This is a genomic window from Pedococcus sp. P2_D9, from assembly GCF_056404275.1.
This window is the reverse complement of the sequence record NZ_JBFUEI010000003.1, coordinates 137,755-152,290: the sequence shown is the minus strand read 5'-3', so window position 1 is coordinate 152,290 and position 14,536 is coordinate 137,755. Positions and strand designations below refer to the sequence as shown.

The following is a 14,536-nucleotide window of genomic DNA, read 5'->3' as shown; positions in this document are numbered from 1 at the left end:
GTTCGGCGCACGCTGGGGGCATGGCCAGGTACGAGCTCATCGCGCACAACCTTGCCGGTCAGCCGCACGGCCGTCCGGTGTTCGTCACCGCGGACAGTCCGGGTGAGGCGGTCATGATCGGCGCCCCGACGCTGCGCCGCGCCATCGAGCGCGACCACCTCCACGCCGACCTGTATGCCGTGTACCGCCACCGCCGCGTCCGTGGGCGCCGCCTCGTGGGGGCGTTCTCACCGGACGGTCCGGAGTCCGGGACGGCAGGGGTCCGTGAACCCCGACGGCCGCTCCCCGCCCCACCGAGCCTGCGCGCGGAGGCCGAGCTGCCGGCCTACCCGGACAGCTGACGCCGGGCACTCCTCGGGTGGGGCCCGCAGGCAGTAGCGTGTGCCCACTTCACTTCCCCCGGAGGCCACCATGCCGCAGTTCGCCCACACGCTGTCCGTCAGCGCCCCGCCGTCGGCCATCTTCGCCATCGTCGACGACTTCACCAAGACCCCCCAGTGGCTGTCCCGCTGCACCGGGATCGACAAGCTCGACGAGGGCGCGAACGACGTCGGCACGCGGCTCAAGTACCACTACAACGACGGTCGCCGCAGCGGCACGATGGACGGCCAGATCATCGCGCACGAGCCCGACCGTCACTTCGCGATGAAGTTCACCGACAAGATGATGGACGTGACGGTCGACTTCGTCGCCGCGTCCGACGGGGTGGGTTCCACGCTGACCCACTCGATCGACATTGCCACCAAGGGATTCGGCAAACTCTTCACACCCATGATCAAGCGAAGCCTGCCCAAGCAGACGATGGACGCGATGGCCAAGCTCAAGGCGATGGCGGAGGCCTCCTGAGGCTGCGCCCCGCGGAGTCCTGGGGGCTTCGCTCGAAAGGGTTCACGCGGCATACCTGCGGCTCTAGGCTGCAAGCGTTCGCTGGTGTTGGACCACTCACGGAGGTGCACTGATGGCGGGGAAGTTCGAGCTCTACCAGGACAAGGCTGGCAAGTACCGCTTTCGGCTCAAGTCCAGCAACGGCCAGGTGATCGCCGTGGGCGAGGCCTACGAGTCGAAGTCGGCGGCGGAGAGCGGCATCGCCTCCGTGCAGAAGAACGCGCCCGGTGCCGACATCGTCGAGGTCGACAGCTAGTCGACCAGGTCGACGGGCCGCGGCCCGTCTGCCTCGACCCGGCCCCGCGAGGCACCCCATCGGGTATGCCGCGCGGGGCCTCGTCGTGTGGACGGGCGGTGGGCTCATGCGTTGGCTGGAGTTGCGGACTGCCCCGATGCCGCGAGGATTGGCCCGGTGACCGGGGAGCAGTGGAGGGCGTGGACGGCTCGCGTCGCCGTCGTGGTGGCCGGCGTCCTGGTCTACGTCGCGCTGTCGCGGCTGTGGAGCTTTGCCAACACCGACGACCCGGACCTGATCGAGAACGGCAGCATCGCGCGGGCGGCGGCGAGCGCCTGCGCGCAGATGCGCGACTCGGCAGCGGCTGCGGCGGTGGCGACCACCGCGCCCATCTCGCAGCGGGTCGGCGCGATCAACGCGCAGAACGACGCCGTCGTCGAGCTCGTCACCACGATGAACCAGCTCGGACGGACACGGCTGGACGCGGACCAGCCCGCCGCGCAGTGGCTCGAGGACTGGCACCGGCTGGTCCTGGCGCGTGATGCCTATGCGCGCTCGCTCGCTGCCGGGAAGCCGAGGGTGATGGCGCTGCCGACGATCGACGGCAGGGGACTGGTCGACCGGCTCAACAACGTCGGCCTCAACTGCCGCGTCCCCCTGGTCCTGCTGGCGCCCTGACCCAACCCTCTTCCCGACTTGTTGCCGCCTGCTGGTCACCCATCTCCGATCTGCGCCTCCGGTGACCACCAGCGCGCAACAAGTCAGCCTTGGGTGAGCTCCGCGATCTGGGTGCGGGCGGCGGCCACGAGCTCGGCGTTCGTGTGGGCGTGACCCCACAGGCCCCAGCCACCCTCGGCCGCCTCGGTCAGCATTACCCAGGTCCGTTGCGCGAGGGATTCGTCCCCGCCGGCGGTGGCGACGATGGCCGTCAGCCGCTCGACGACAGCGATCTGCTTGTCGCGGTCGAGGGCCCCGGCGTTCGTGAGCACCTGCACCCGGACGTAGGTGGAGTCGCCGTCGACGTTGGCGAGCGCGTCTGCCGGCAGGTCGTGCACGAAGGCGGCCGTGTTCTGGCGGAACATCGGGATGTCCGGCACCTGCTCGACCTCCTTCACGGCGCTGGCGAGGTCGACCGCGAGCTGATGCTTGTCCGCGAAGGTGCCGGTGGCGGCATACACGTCGATCATGGGCATGGTCACTCCCGGTGACATAGTAGGACGGTCGTCATAGTCCTCTATGATGGCCGTCATAGTCAAGGGATGGGGTGGACGCAGGTGGCAGGGTCAGCGGACACGGAGCGGCCGGGGGACTCCGCGCGATCAGCGCGGGAGCGGATGGTGGACAGCGCCATCGTGCTGCTGGCGCAGGGCGGCTACCAGGCCACGTCGTTCTCGTCGGTGCTGGAGGTGTCGCAGGCGCCGCGCGGCTCGATCTACCACCACTTCCCGGACGGGAAGGACCAGCTCATCGCCGCGGCGGTGGAGCTGGCGGGCGCGCGAGCCGTCGCGGTGCTCGACAGCCTGGACGGGTTGCCTGCGCCGGAGGTCGTCGAGGGTTTCATGGTGCTGTGGCGGACGGTGCTCGAGCGCTCGAACTTCGGGGCCGGCTGCTCGGTCCTGGCCGTCACGGTCTCGAGCGGGTCGGACGAGCTGCTCGACGCAGCCGCGGACGTGTTCCGTTCGTGGGGCGCGCGGTTGGCCGCGCTGCTGGAGCGCGGGGGGCTCGGGCGCCAGGACGCCGCGACGTTCGCGACGATGGTGATGGCCGCGTCGGAAGGGGCCGTCGTGCTGGCTCGCGCACGACGCAGTTTCGGGCCATTCGACCAGGTCGCAACCCAGCTGCGCGAGGACGCCGAGCGCCGAATGCGCTGAGCGCCTCGGCGTGCCTCAGTTCGCCCGGGGGATGACCACCGTTCCACACTGGTCGCAGCGGAAGGCGGGGGCGCTGTGGTTGAAGAAGCCCCTCGTCAGCAGGATGCCGGTCAGGTCACCGGCCAGTCCGCGCGCCTGCTTGAACTTCACGCCGGGCGAGCGACCCACCACGAGGCCCTTGCTCATGCCTGGCGTCGAGCAGGTCGGACAGCCTGTTGGGGTACCGGTCACCTGTCAGATGATGCACGACTCGATCAGCAGGGGTACGAGGTTCAGTCGATGACGGCAATCCGCAGGGCGGGTCGAGGGGGTTAGGCGTGGGCCAGGATCTGGGTGACGGCCCGGTTGATGACGTCGAGTCCTTCACGGGTGACCGTCGGGCCGCCGCTGGTGGGGGTGGCCCGGTTGTGACAGGCGGCGCCCCACGGGAGTCCGGCCTGCTTGGCCAGCGCGCGGCCCATCGCCGGCACGGTCCCGACCTTCACGCCACAGCGCACGGCGGCCTTTTCGAAGACGTCCAAGGGAAGCTGGATTCCCTCGCCGACGACCTGCGAGGGGACACCCAGCTGGCGGCAGAGGCGGTCGACCTGCTCCTGCTCGGAGACCCCGCCGCGGGTGCCGCTGCCGTTCAGGCCGGGGAATGCGCGATCGTCATCACCGAGACAGGAAGAGCACCATGCAGGGTTCATTCCGTGTCTACAGTCATCGCTCATGTGCTAACTGTACGGCCCCCAGCGGCCGGCGGATCCCGCGACGAAGACCGACGGCAGGTTTTCGCCCGACTCGTACGCCTTTCGTGGGATGACCTCGGGTCCGGCCGGAGTGATGCTGGGCGGGACATGGAGGTCGACATGGGTGCATTCACGATCAGGGGAAGCCTGGCCGCCGTCCTGGCAGCACTCGGCGCGATGGTGGTCGCAGGGTCAGCGGCCCAGGCCGACCATGCGGAGTACCGCTTCCCGCTGCCGGGCGCGACGTCCACGGAGGGCATCGCGAGCGGTGCCGGCACGACGTTCTACGCCAGTGACCTCTTCGCGGGGGACATCTTCCGTGGAGACATCCGCACGCGCCGGGTCGAGAAGTTCATCGACAACCCGCCGGGTCGCAATGCGCTGGGGCTTCGGGTGGACCTTGCCCATCGCCTGCTCTTCGCCGCGGGCGGGTTCGACGGACGCGGATTTGTCTACGACCTCGACAGCGGGGCGACCCTCGCGACCTACCAGTTCTCGACAGCTGCCTCGGTGATCAACGACGTCGCCGTGACGGCGAACGGTGCCTGGTTCACCAACTCGTCCCAGCCCGAGCTGTACTTCGTCCCGGTGGTGGGCGGGCGGCCTGGTGCCTTCAGCACCCTGCACCTCAGTGGTCCGGCCGCCGACACCAGTGGCGCCTTCAACAACAACGGCATCCAGGCCACGCCTGACGGTTCAACACTCGTCGTGGCACACAGTACCCAGGGGGCGCTGAACACTGTCGACCCGGTCACGGGCGCCAGCCACGCCATCCAGGGAGTGAGTGTCCCGAACGTCGACGGCATCCTGCTCGAGGGTCGGACCGTGGATGCCGTGGAGAACTTCAGCAACGCGATCGCCGAGGTCCAGCTCAGTGGCGACCTGTCCTCAGGGTCCGTGCAGAAGGTGGTGACCAGCGGCCTGTTCCAGACACCGACGACGGTGGCCCGGTTCGGCGACCGGCTGGCAACGGTGAACGCGAAGTTCGACACTGGATTCCCACCCGCCGCGACCAGCTTCGAGGTCGTGGTCGTCGACCGCTGATCGTGCGTGGTCTGGGCACTGCTGGCCCGACATGCCTCGAGCCACCCCCCGGCTGGGGGGCTTCACCGCCAACAGGTGGCCCGATGTGCGACAAAACTGTGGTGGAGCCAAGGGGACTCGAACCCCTAACCCCCTGCTTGCAAAGCAGGTGCGCTACCAATTGCGCCATGGCCCCGTCGGATCACGGCCCGGCACGAGTCCGGCCCGGTCACCTGGGTGTTGCCCGGTTTTAGTTGCCTAGTTCGGGGAGTCCGTCGCCTCGGCCCAGAGGTCCTTCTCGGCCTTCTGGGCCTTGAGCTTCCGCTGGATTGCCGTGGCGCCGATGGCCGTCACGATGAGGAGCAGGAGCTTCTTCATGGGCCGTCGCCTTCCCTCGCAGAGCAACCGCGGGGATCGGGATTGGTGGGCCTAACAGGACTTGAACCTGTGGCCTCTTCCTTATCAGGGAAGCGCTCTAACCGTCTGAGCTATAGGCCCGTGAGCCCAATCTCCGCTGCGCCACGGGAGGTGGCGCGAGGCACGAGGTTACAGCACCGGCATCCGCACAACCAAAACGGTTACCGCCCACCGACCTGTGCAGGTCAGCGGGCGGTTTCCGGTATGCCGTGAGGCCGGGTTTCGGGGCCGGCTCAGTCGTCGGTGAGGGTGAGCTGGAGGCCGCCGACCAGGGCCGAGCAGATGTTGTAGAGGAAGGCGCCGAGCGTCGACAGGGCGGTCAGCAGGATGACGTCGATGACCCCGATGACGATCGACAGGGACAGCACCCGGCCGAAGCCGAGGAAGTCCATGATGTCGAACGGGTTCTGCGAGTCGCTGATGATTGTGCCGACCAGGCGGTTGACCTCGCTGAAGACCCCCATGCCGGACAGGATCATCCACAGCACCGCCACCATCACGACGCCGGCGATGCCCAGGGCCACCGAGATGAGGAACGACATCTTCATCGCCGACCACGGGTCGACGCGCGAGACCGTGAGCTTGACGCGTCGGGCGCGGGCGGCCGCGGCGGCGGACTGGGAGCCCGTCGGGCGACCCTGCGCGCCGGCAGGGCGTGCGGCGCCCGGGGTCGGGCCCGCCTGACCCTGGCTCACAGTGGGGGCGGAACCTCCCTGGGGGAGGGCCGACCTGCTGGTCTGGCCTGCCGTGCTCACTCGCTACCTCCACTGGGGTCGCTCTCAGGTGCGTCGGACGCCTGCTCGGCACCACCGGCAACCTGCTCGTCTCCCGACGACGTTACGGCATCTTCGGCCGAGGAGGCGCCTTCAGTCGTCGCGTCGGACACACCAACTGCGTCAACTGCGCCGACGACTCCGCCCTCGACAGCCTCGGCGTCGACGACCTCGCCCTCGTCCACGGCGCGTTCGGGATTTCTCGCCAGCGCGACGACCGAGTCACCGGTGCCGGGGTTGGCGAACTTCATGCCCTGGGTGTTGCGGCCACGCCGCGTGACCGGGCTCACCGGCATACGCACGATGTTGCCCTTGCCCATGATGACCAGGACCTCGTCGTCCTCGCCAACCGTGAGGGCGCCGACCAGGTCACCGTTGCGCTCGGTGATCTTGGCGACCGCGACACCGAGGCCTCCGCGGCCCTTCGCGTTCCACTCCGAGGCCGGCGAGCGCTTGGCCATGCCGTTCTCGAAGACCACGAACACGTCGGGGTCCTCGCCCTCGTGGATGACGCTCAGCGACAGCAGCGAGTCGTCGCCGCGGAACCGCATGCCCGTCACCCCGCTCGTCGCGCGACCCATCGGCCGGAGCTGGGCGTCGGTCGCGTGGAAGCGGACCGACTGCGCCTTGCGCGAGACCAGCAGGAGGTCGTCGGTCGGCGACGCGAGGTCTGCGGCCACGAGCTCGTCGCCCTCCTTGAGGTTGACAGCGATGAGGCCGCCGCTGCGGGGGGAGTCGTAGTCAGCCAGTCGCGTCTTCTTGACCAGGCCGTTCTTGGTGGCGAGCACGAGGTAGGGCTGCTGGGCGTAGTCGCGCACGTCGAGGACCTGGGCGATCTTCTCGTCGGGCTGGAACGCCAGCAGGTTGGCCACGTGCTGGCCCTTGGCATCGCGCCCGGAGTCCGGCAGCTCGTAGGCCTTGGCGCGATAGACCCGGCCGAGGTTGGTGAAGAAGAGCAGCCAGTGGTGCGACGTCGTGGTGAAGAAGTGGTCCACCATGTCGTCGCCGCGCAGCTGGGCACCGCGGACGCCCTTGCCGCCCCGGCCCTGCGAGCGGTAGGCGTCGACTCGCGTGCGCTTGGCGTAGCCACCACGGGTGATGGTGACGACCACGTCCTCCTCGGGGATGAGGTCCTCCATCGACATGTCGCCGTCGAAGAACTCGATCCGGGTGCGCCGGTCGTCGCCGAACTTGTCGACGATGTCGCCGAGCTCGGTGGACACGATGGTCCGCTGCCGCTCCGGCTTGGCCAGGATGTCCTCGAAGTCCAGGATCATCGCCTCGAGCTCGTTGTGCTCGTCGATGATCTTCTGGCGCTCGAGGGCGGCGAGGCGGCGCAGCTGCATCTCGAGGATGGCGCGGGCCTGGAGCTCGTCGATGCCGAGGAGCTCGATCAGGCCGTCGCGGGCCGACTCGACGGTGGGCGAGCGCCGGATGAGGGCGATGACCTCGTCGAGGGCGTCGAGCGCCTTGAGCAGGCCACGCAGCACGTGGATCTGGGCCTCGGCCTTGCGCAGCCGGAACGTCGTCCGCCGCTGAATGACCTCGATCTGGTGGTCGACCCAGTGCCGGATGAACGCGTCGATCGGCAGGGTGCGCGGCACCCCGTCGACGAGGGCGAGCATGTTGGCGCCGAAGTTGTTCTGCAGCTGGGTGTGCTTGTAGAGGTTGTTGAGCACGACCTTGGCGACCGCATCGCGCTTGAGCACGATGACCAGGCGCTGGCCGGTGCGACCAGAGGTCTCGTCGCGGATGTCGGCGATGCCCGAGAGGCGGCCGTCCTTGATGAGCTCGGCGATCTTCTGGGCGAGGGTGTCGGGGTTGACCTGGTAGGGCAGCTCGGTGACCACGAGGCACTGTCGGCCCTGGATCTCCTCGACCTCGACGACCGCGCGCATGATGACCGAGCCACGGCCGGTGCGGTAGGCGTCCTCGATGCCCTTGCGACCCAGGATCAGCGCGCCGGTCGGGAAGTCGGGGCCGGTGATCCGTGCGAAGACGGCGTCGAAGGTCTCCTCGCGCGTCGCGTCGGGGTGCGCGAGCAGCCACTGGGCCGCGTCGGCGACCTCACGCAGGTTGTGCGGCGGGATGTTGGTGGCCATGCCGACCGCGATGCCGGAGCTGCCGTTGACGAGCAGGTTGGGGAACCGGCTCGGCAGGACGACGGGCTCCTGCGTCTTGCCGTCGTAGTTGTCGCGGAAGTCGACCGTGTCCTGGTCGATGTCGCGGACCATCTCCATGGCCAGCGGCGCCATCCGGCACTCGGTGTACCGCGGGGCGGCGGCCGGGTCGTCGCCCGGGCTGCCGAAGTTGCCCTGGCCGTCGACCAGTGGGTAGCGCAGCGACCAGTCCTGCACGAGCCGGACGAGGGCGTCGTAGATCGAGGAGTCACCGTGCGGGTGGTACTGACCCATCACCTCACCGACGACGCGGCTGCACTTGTTGTAGCCGCGGTCGGGCCGGTAGCCACCGTCGAACATCGCGTAGACGACGCGCCGGTGCACCGGCTTGAGGCCGTCCCGCACGTCGGGCAGCGCGCGGCTCACGATCACCGTCATCGCGTAGTCGATGTAGCTGCGCTGCATCTCGGTGTTGAGGTCGACCGCTTCGGTGCGGTCGTACTCGATCGGCGGTATCTCAGTCATGAATTCCCTTGTCCGTCATGCCATTCAACAAAGCAGTGGGTATTCCGGGTGGCGGGTTCCACGTGAAACGTGGCCACCGGCATACCGAGGTCAGATGTCCAGGAACCGCACGTCGCGGGCGTTGCGCTGGATGAAGCCGCGCCGGGACTCGACGTCCTCGCCCATCAGGATCGCGAAGATCTCGTCGGCGGCCGCCGCGTCGTCGAGGGTGACCTGGAGCAGCACCCGGTGGTCGGGGTCCATCGTGGTCTCCCACAGCTCCTGGTAGTCCATCTCACCGAGACCCTTATAGCGCTGGATGCCGGCGTCCTTGGGCAGTCGCCAGCCCTGGCCGAGTCCCGCCTGGACCATGGCGTCGCGCTCACGGTCGGAGTAGGCGAACTCGTGGGGGTGGTTGCTCCACTTGAGCCGGTAGAGCGGGGGCTGCGCGAGGTAGACGTAGCCCTCCTCGATCAGCGGGCGCATGAACCGGAACAGCAGCGTCAGCAGGAGGGTGCGGATGTGCAGGCCGTCGACGTCGGCATCGGCCATCAGCACGATCTTGTGGTAGCGCGCCTTGGTCTTGTCGAAGTCCTCGCCGATGCCGGTGCCGAACGCCGAGATCAGCGCCTGCACCTCGTTGTTGGCGAGCACCTTGTCGATGCGGGCCTTCTCGACGTTGAGGATCTTGCCGCGGATCGGCAGGATCGCCTGGTTGTGCGGGTTGCGACCGCGAACCGCCGAGCCGCCGGCCGAGTCACCCTCGACGATGAAGACCTCGGAGATCGCGGGGTCCTTGCTCTGGCAGTCGCGCAGCTTGCCCGGCAGACCACCCGACTCGAGCAGGCCCTTGCGTCGCGTCGCCTCGCGCGCCTTGCGGGCGGCCATGCGAGCGGCCGCGGCCTGGACCGACTTGCGGACGATGTCCTTGCCCTCGACCGGGTGGGCCTCGAGCCAGTGGCCGAACTCGTCGGTCATCGCGCGCTGGACGAAGCCCTTGACCTCGGAGTTGCCGAGCTTGGTCTTGGTCTGGCCCTCGAACTGCGGCTCGCCGAGCTTGACCGACACGACGGCGGTCAGGCCCTCGCGGATGTCGTCGCCGGTGAGGTTGTCGTCCTTCTCCTTGAGGAGGTTCTGCTTGCGCGCGAAGTCGTTGATGAGCTTGGTCATCGCCGCGCGGAAGCCCTCCTCGTGGGTGCCGCCCTCGTGGGTGTTGATCGTGTTGGCATAGGTGTGCACCGACTCGGAGTACGCGGTGGTCCACTGCATGGCCAGCTCCAGCGACAACTGGCGCTCGGTGTCCTCGGACTCGATCGAGATGATCTCGGCGTGCACCGGCTCGGACTTCTTCGAGGTGACGAGGTGGGTGACGTAGTCGACCAGACCGTTGTCGTACTTGTAGGAGACCTTGCGCTGCTTCTTCTCGCTGACGTCTACCGTGTCGGCGTCCTCGGCGCGCTCCGGCTCGCGCTCGTCGGTGAGGTTGATGCGCAGCCCCTTGTTGAGGAACGCCATCTGCTGCATCCGGGCGCGGATCGTCTCGAAGTCGTAGGTGGTCGTCTCGAAGATGCCACCGTCGGCCCAGTAGGTGATGGTGGTGCCGGTGCGGTCGGACGCCTCCATCTTCTCCAGGGGGGCGACCGCCTCACCGCGGTCGAAGGTGACCCGGAAGACGTGGCCCTTCTGGAAGACCTCGACGTCGAGCCGGGTCGACAGGGCGTTGACCACGGAGGAGCCGACGCCGTGCAGCCCACCGGACACCTTGTAGCCGCCGCCGCCGAACTTGCCACCGGCGTGCAGCTGGGTGAGCACGAGCTCGACCGCCGACTTGCCCTCGGCCGGGTGGATGTCGGTGGGGATGCCGCGGCCGTTGTCGGCGACGCGCACGCCGCCGTCGGCCAGCAGGGTCACGTCGATGGTGTCGGCGAAGCCGGCCAGCGCCTCGTCGACCGAGTTGTCGACGATCTCCCAGACGAGGTGGTGCAGCCCKCGCTCACCCGTGGACCCGATGTACATGCCGGGACGCTTGCGCACTGCCTCGAGACCCTCGAGGACCGTGATCTGGCTGGCGTCGTAGTCCGACCCGGGAGCGGCGCCGGCGAGGTCGGCCTCGACCACCTCGCGGGCGGCCTCTGCCTGGGCGGCGGTGAGGTTCTCGGTGGTGGGGGGTGTGGTGCTGTCTGCGGGGGCGTTCTGGTCTGGCGTGTGGTCAGCCTCGGACACGGTGCTCCTTCTCCGGTGGCGCAGCGAACAGGGGGTTTCCCCCGTGGTCGCTGAACCCGCTCATGGCACGCGACCAGACTGGGAACCAGCTGGTCGCGAATTCACTCCAGAGTCTACCTGTCGGGACTGTCAGATCTCACGTCAGGAGGCCCGGGAACGCGGATTTGGGACAAAAAAGTGCCCTCTCACGGGTGGGGATACGCGGGCCGCCCCCTGAGCGCCCGATTCAGGCGTTTCTGGTCCGCCGTCGACGCGAGTCGCCGAGGGTGAGCTGGAGCCGGGTCCTCGGGAGTCGGAGTGACCCCGAGGCTGCGCACCTCCTGACGAGGCGCCCGTGGTCTCGGGTCAGAAGATGATGACCTGACGGACCGCTCTGCCCGCGGCGAGCCCGTCCATCGCGGAGTTCACGTCGTCGAGCCCGATCCGCGCCGACACCAGCGCCTCGACGGGGAGCCGACCCTCGCGCCACCACCGGGCGAAGACCGGGATGTCGCGCGCCGGCACCGCGGAGCCGAGGTAGCTGCCGGTCACGGTCTTCGCCTGGGCCACCAGGGCCAGTGGCGAGATGCTCGCCCGCGCGTCGGGGTGGGGGAGCCCGACAGTCACCGTCCTGCCACCCGGTGCGGTCGCGTCCAGCGCTGTCTCGAAGGCGGGCACCGTGCCGGCTGCCTCGACCACGACGTCGGCGGTGGCCCCCGTGCCGGCCAGCTCGTCGGGACTGAGGGCCCGCGTGGCACCGAGCTCGAGCGCCCGCTCGCGCTTGGACCTCATCGTGTCGACGGCGACGACGTCACCGGTGCCGAGCGCGATCGCCGTGAGCAGGGCCGCCATCCCGACCCCGCCGAGGCCCACCACCATCACCGTCTGCCCCGACTCGGGAGGTGCCGCGTTGAGCAGCGCCCCTCCACCCGTGAGCACGGCACACCCGAGCACTGCGGCCACGTCCGGCGGCACGTCGTCGTCGACGGCGACCACGGACCTGGTGTCCACCACTGCGTGGGTCGCGAACGCCGACACCCCCAGGTGGTGGTGCACGGGAGCTCCGTGGCGGGACAACCGTCGCCCGCCGCCGAGCAGCTCACCGGCGTTGTTGCTCGCGGAACCCGGACCACACGGCATACGCCCGCCGGTGGCGCAGCCGGCGCACTCGCCGCACCGGGGCAGGAAGGTCAGCACCACCCGCTGGCCCACGACGAGGTCGGTGACTCCCGGACCCAGCCGCTCGACGCGGCCCGACGCCTCGTGGCCTAGCAGCATCGGCACCGGACGGGCGCGGTTGCCGTCCACCACCGAGAGGTCGGAGTGGCAGACCCCGGCGGCCTCGATGCGCACGAGCACCTCGCCGGCCTCGGGAGGGTCGAGGTCCAGGGGGCCGACGGTGAGGGGTCGGCTGGCCGCGTAGGGAGCAGCGCGCCCGACCTCCTCGAGGACCGCGCCGGTGACCTGCATCAGCGCCCCTGCATCAGCGGGCCTGCACGGCCTGGTCGAGCAGGTGGCGCACGACCTCCGGGATGGGCACGGTGCCGCGTGAGTCGCGGTCGATGTAGACGTGCACCCAGTGGCCGAGCGCCGCCAGCTCGGCGTCCTGGGCGTCGAACAGGCCCAGGGCGTAGGTGATGCTGCTACGCCCCAGACGTTCCACGCGGACGCCGACGTCGAGCGGCCGCGGGTACTCCAGCTCGCGGAAGAAGCGGCAGCCCGACTCGGCCACGACCCCCAGCTCCGGCAGCGCCATGACGTCGGCGCCCGTCCCCGTGATCAGCCAGCCGTTGATCGCCGAGTCGAAGAGCTCGTAGTAGACGGCGTTATTGAGGTGGCCGTACATGTCGTTGTCCGACCAGCGCGTCGTGACCCGCACGACGTGGTCGAAGTGCGCGCGGGTGAGCGTTCGGTCAGCATCGGCCGTCATGCGTCGATCCTAGGCAGCGGTCGGCTCAGCCGTAGGTGTCGCGCGGGCCGGGCCCGGTCGACCGGCGAGGGCCCTTGGACCAGGACGGTGCGCTCGGGCCGACGATCTTCAGGGCGGTGACGGTGCCCTTGCCGACCTCCCCCTCGAGACGGGACATGATCGAGGACTCCAGGAGCTTGAGCTGCGTGGCCCAGGCGGTCGAGTCGGCCCGGACCGTGAGGATCCCGTACTCGAACGTCACCGGCGTGCAGTGCTGGGCAACCTCTTGACCGACGATGTCCGGCCACCGCCCCATCACGGACCCGACCGCCACGTCGACCTTCCACCCGCGGTCGGCCATCAACCGGTCCATCTGGTCACCGAGCAGCAGCGGGTCGCGCCGATCCGTCTTCGCCCCCGGCGACTGGACGCCGATCTGTCGGCGCCGCATCGGCTTGAGTCCCGGTCGAAGGCCCTTCTCGCGAGCGGCCGCCCGGGCGCGCGACAGCGCGGCCCCCGCGGCGTCGTCGACCAGGGCGGTGGGGTCCGGCTCGACGCCGGGGGCCGGTTCGCTGCCCGGCTCCACGTCCGGTTCGATGTCCGGTTCCGATCCCAACTCCGGTCCAGGCTCGGGCAGGGTCTCGTCACTCACGCCTGGTCACCTCCCCGAGGCTCACGGCAAAGGTCCGTCCCACCAGGCTCTTCGGCACGTCGGCATCGACCGCGGCCGTGATCAGCACCTGCTCGCAGTCGGCGACCATGGTCGCGAGCCGCTCGCGACGGCCGGTGTCGAGCTCGGCGAAGACGTCGTCGAGGATGAGGACCGGGTCCTCACCGAGGTCGTGCCGCAGCAGCTGGTATGCCGCGAGCTTGAGTCCCAGCGCGAACGACCAGCTCTCGCCGTGGCTGGCGTAGCCCTTGGCCGGCAGCTCACCGAGCGACAGCACGAGGTCGTCCCGGTGCGGTCCGGCGAGGGAGATGCCCCGCTCGACCTCCTTGTCGCGCGCCTCCTCGAGAGTGCCGAGGAGCTCGGCGCGCAGCGCATCGATCTCCGGGACCTCGCCGGCAGCCAGCGACGCGGCAGCCGCCTCGCGCAGGCTGCTCTTGTAGGAGACCCGCGCGTCGGACTGGCCGGCGCTCACCTCGTCGTAGGCCTTGGCCAGGTAGGGACCCAGGTCACGCAGCAGCCGCAGCCGGGCGTAGAGCAGCTGGGACCCGACCGTGGCGAGGTGGTCGTTCCAGATGTCGAGGGTGTGCAGGGCGGTCGCGCGGGCGTCGTCGACGGGCTCGTCGCTCGGTCGCGAGGGCGGTCGGCGCCGGGATCCCTTGCGCAGCAACGGTTGCGCAGACTTCAGGAGCGCGTTCCGCTGCTTGAGGATCTTGTCGTAGTCGCTGCGCACCCCGGCCCAGCGCGGCTGGCGGGCGACCAGCAGGTCGTCGAGGAAGCGACGGCGCTCCGACGGGTCGCCCTTGACGAGCGCGAGGTCCTCGGGCGCGAAGAGCACCGTGCGCAAGGTGCCCAGCACGTCGCGCGGCCGGGACACGGGGGACCGGCCCAGTCGCGCCCGGTTGGCCCGGCCCGGGTTGAGCTCCAGCTCGAGCATCGTCTCGCGACCACCCCGCATCACGGCTCCGCGGATCACCGCCTGCTCGGCACCGAACCGGACCAGCGGCTGGTCGGTCGACACCCGGTGGCTGGACAGGGTGGCGAGATAGCCGATGGCCTCGACGAGGTTGGTCTTGCCCTGGCCGTTCAGGCCGACCAGCGTGGTGACACCGGGCTCGAGGGGGAGGTCGGCGGCGGTGTAACTGCGGAAGTCGGCAACCGTGAGGTGCCGGACGTACACAGGCGGCTAGGGCTCGTCG

Annotated in this window: 17 protein-coding genes and 2 tRNA genes; 6 read left to right on the top strand and 13 right to left on the bottom strand. The window is 69.5% G+C overall.

Features of this window, described 5'->3' with window-relative positions; all coding sequences use genetic code 11:
• Positions 1-20: 20 nt before the first annotated feature.
• The 4 genes from AC1DXJ_RS05710 to AC1DXJ_RS05695 all read left to right on the top strand — a co-directional run bounded on the left by AC1DXJ_RS05710 (position 21) and on the right by AC1DXJ_RS05695 (position 1,798).
• On the top strand, positions 21-341 hold the full coding sequence (locus AC1DXJ_RS05710; RefSeq protein ID WP_477624568.1) for a hypothetical protein: 321 nt from the start codon (positions 21-23) through the stop codon (positions 339-341).
• A 70-nt stretch (positions 342-411) separates the two neighbouring features.
• On the top strand, positions 412-846 hold the full coding sequence (locus AC1DXJ_RS05705) for an SRPBCC family protein (protein WP_477614236.1): 435 nt from the start codon (positions 412-414) through the stop codon (positions 844-846).
• A gap of 112 nt (positions 847-958) precedes the next feature.
• Complete coding sequence (locus AC1DXJ_RS05700; RefSeq protein WP_477614235.1) at positions 959-1,141, top strand: YegP family protein; 183 nt, start codon at positions 959-961, stop codon at positions 1,139-1,141.
• Positions 1,142-1,297: 156 nt separating this feature from the next.
• Positions 1,298-1,798, top strand: coding sequence for a hypothetical protein (locus AC1DXJ_RS05695; protein ID WP_477624567.1), 501 nt, complete (start codon positions 1,298-1,300; stop codon positions 1,796-1,798).
• Between the two features lie 83 nt (positions 1,799-1,881).
• Here AC1DXJ_RS05695 and AC1DXJ_RS05690 read toward each other — a convergent pair whose 3' ends face one another.
• Positions 1,882-2,313, bottom strand: a complete 432-nt coding sequence (locus AC1DXJ_RS05690; RefSeq protein WP_477614233.1) for a hypothetical protein — start codon at positions 2,311-2,313, stop codon at positions 1,882-1,884.
• A 66-nt stretch (positions 2,314-2,379) separates the two neighbouring features.
• Between AC1DXJ_RS05690 and AC1DXJ_RS05685 the strand changes: the two genes are divergently transcribed.
• On the top strand, positions 2,380-2,991 hold the full coding sequence (locus AC1DXJ_RS05685; protein WP_477624566.1) for a TetR/AcrR family transcriptional regulator: 612 nt from the start codon (positions 2,380-2,382) through the stop codon (positions 2,989-2,991).
• A 15-nt stretch (positions 2,992-3,006) separates the two neighbouring features.
• Here the strand turns inward: AC1DXJ_RS05685 and AC1DXJ_RS05680 are convergent, their stop codons facing one another.
• Both AC1DXJ_RS05680 and AC1DXJ_RS05675 read right to left on the bottom strand, forming a co-directional pair.
• Positions 3,007-3,222, bottom strand: coding sequence for a PF20097 family protein (locus AC1DXJ_RS05680; RefSeq protein WP_477614231.1), 216 nt, complete (start codon positions 3,220-3,222; stop codon positions 3,007-3,009).
• Between the two features lie 80 nt (positions 3,223-3,302).
• Complete coding sequence (locus AC1DXJ_RS05675; protein WP_477614230.1) at positions 3,303-3,704, bottom strand: hypothetical protein; 402 nt, start codon at positions 3,702-3,704, stop codon at positions 3,303-3,305.
• A gap of 138 nt (positions 3,705-3,842) precedes the next feature.
• Between AC1DXJ_RS05675 and AC1DXJ_RS05670 the strand changes: the two genes are divergently transcribed.
• On the top strand, positions 3,843-4,766 hold the full coding sequence (locus tag AC1DXJ_RS05670; RefSeq protein WP_477624565.1) for an SMP-30/gluconolactonase/LRE family protein: 924 nt from the start codon (positions 3,843-3,845) through the stop codon (positions 4,764-4,766).
• 99 nt (positions 4,767-4,865) lie between these two features.
• On the opposite strand, the gene AC1DXJ_RS05665 is transcribed toward AC1DXJ_RS05670, so the two are convergent.
• From AC1DXJ_RS05665 to recF, 10 genes are all read right to left on the bottom strand, one after another.
• Positions 4,866-4,941 (bottom strand) — tRNA-Ala (locus AC1DXJ_RS05665).
• 62 nt (positions 4,942-5,003) lie between these two features.
• A complete protein-coding gene (locus tag AC1DXJ_RS05660) occupies positions 5,004-5,123 on the bottom strand; it encodes a DLW-39 family protein (RefSeq protein ID WP_477614228.1) in 120 nt (39 codons plus the stop codon).
• A gap of 43 nt (positions 5,124-5,166) precedes the next feature.
• Positions 5,167-5,243: transfer RNA gene (locus AC1DXJ_RS05655), tRNA-Ile, on the bottom strand.
• Positions 5,244-5,395: 152 nt separating this feature from the next.
• A complete protein-coding gene (locus AC1DXJ_RS05650) occupies positions 5,396-5,857 on the bottom strand; it encodes a DUF3566 domain-containing protein (protein ID WP_477624564.1) in 462 nt (153 codons plus the stop codon).
• A 56-nt stretch (positions 5,858-5,913) separates the two neighbouring features.
• Positions 5,914-8,580, bottom strand: coding sequence for a DNA gyrase subunit A (gyrA, locus tag AC1DXJ_RS05645; protein WP_477636511.1), 2,667 nt, complete (start codon positions 8,578-8,580; stop codon positions 5,914-5,916).
• A gap of 90 nt (positions 8,581-8,670) precedes the next feature.
• On the bottom strand, positions 8,671-10,782 hold the full coding sequence (gyrB, locus tag AC1DXJ_RS05640) for a DNA topoisomerase (ATP-hydrolyzing) subunit B (RefSeq protein WP_477636510.1): 2,112 nt from the start codon (positions 10,780-10,782) through the stop codon (positions 8,671-8,673).
• Between the two features lie 345 nt (positions 10,783-11,127).
• Positions 11,128-12,231 carry an alcohol dehydrogenase catalytic domain-containing protein gene (locus AC1DXJ_RS05635; protein ID WP_477636509.1) on the bottom strand — a complete coding sequence of 368 codons (1,104 nt, stop codon included), beginning with the start codon at positions 12,229-12,231 and terminating at the stop codon, positions 11,128-11,130.
• Between the two features lie 13 nt (positions 12,232-12,244).
• Complete coding sequence (locus AC1DXJ_RS05630) at positions 12,245-12,691, bottom strand: acyl-CoA thioesterase (RefSeq protein WP_477632868.1); 447 nt, start codon at positions 12,689-12,691, stop codon at positions 12,245-12,247.
• A 25-nt stretch (positions 12,692-12,716) separates the two neighbouring features.
• Positions 12,717-13,322 carry a DciA family protein gene (locus tag AC1DXJ_RS05625; RefSeq protein ID WP_477636508.1) on the bottom strand — a complete coding sequence of 202 codons (606 nt, stop codon included), beginning with the start codon at positions 13,320-13,322 and terminating at the stop codon, positions 12,717-12,719.
• Positions 13,315-14,517, bottom strand: coding sequence for a DNA replication/repair protein RecF (gene recF, locus AC1DXJ_RS05620; protein WP_477636507.1), 1,203 nt, complete (start codon positions 14,515-14,517; stop codon positions 13,315-13,317). Before recF ends, AC1DXJ_RS05625 begins: the two co-directional genes overlap by 8 nt.
• Positions 14,518-14,536: the final 19 nt, after the last annotated feature.

Coding starts and splice junctions, on each gene's coding strand:
- AC1DXJ_RS05710 (WP_477624568.1), top strand. CDS start 21: ATGGCCAGGTACGAGCTCATCGCGCACAACCTTGCCGGTCAGCCGCAC.
- AC1DXJ_RS05705 (WP_477614236.1), top strand. CDS start 412: ATGCCGCAGTTCGCCCACACGCTGTCCGTCAGCGCCCCGCCGTCGGCC.
- AC1DXJ_RS05700 (WP_477614235.1), top strand. CDS start 959: ATGGCGGGGAAGTTCGAGCTCTACCAGGACAAGGCTGGCAAGTACCGC.
- AC1DXJ_RS05690 (WP_477614233.1), bottom strand. CDS start 2,313: ATGCCCATGATCGACGTGTATGCCGCCACCGGCACCTTCGCGGACAAG.
- AC1DXJ_RS05685 (WP_477624566.1), top strand. CDS start 2,380: ATGGGGTGGACGCAGGTGGCAGGGTCAGCGGACACGGAGCGGCCGGGG.
- AC1DXJ_RS05675 (WP_477614230.1), bottom strand. CDS start 3,704: ATGAGCGATGACTGTAGACACGGAATGAACCCTGCATGGTGCTCTTCC.
- AC1DXJ_RS05670 (WP_477624565.1), top strand. CDS start 3,843: ATGGGTGCATTCACGATCAGGGGAAGCCTGGCCGCCGTCCTGGCAGCA.
- AC1DXJ_RS05660 (WP_477614228.1), bottom strand. CDS start 5,123: ATGAAGAAGCTCCTGCTCCTCATCGTGACGGCCATCGGCGCCACGGCA.
- gyrA (WP_477636511.1), bottom strand. CDS start 8,580: ATGACTGAGATACCGCCGATCGAGTACGACCGCACCGAAGCGGTCGAC.
- AC1DXJ_RS05635 (WP_477636509.1), bottom strand. CDS start 12,231: ATGCAGGTCACCGGCGCGGTCCTCGAGGAGGTCGGGCGCGCTGCTCCC.
- AC1DXJ_RS05630 (WP_477632868.1), bottom strand. CDS start 12,691: ATGACGGCCGATGCTGACCGAACGCTCACCCGCGCGCACTTCGACCAC.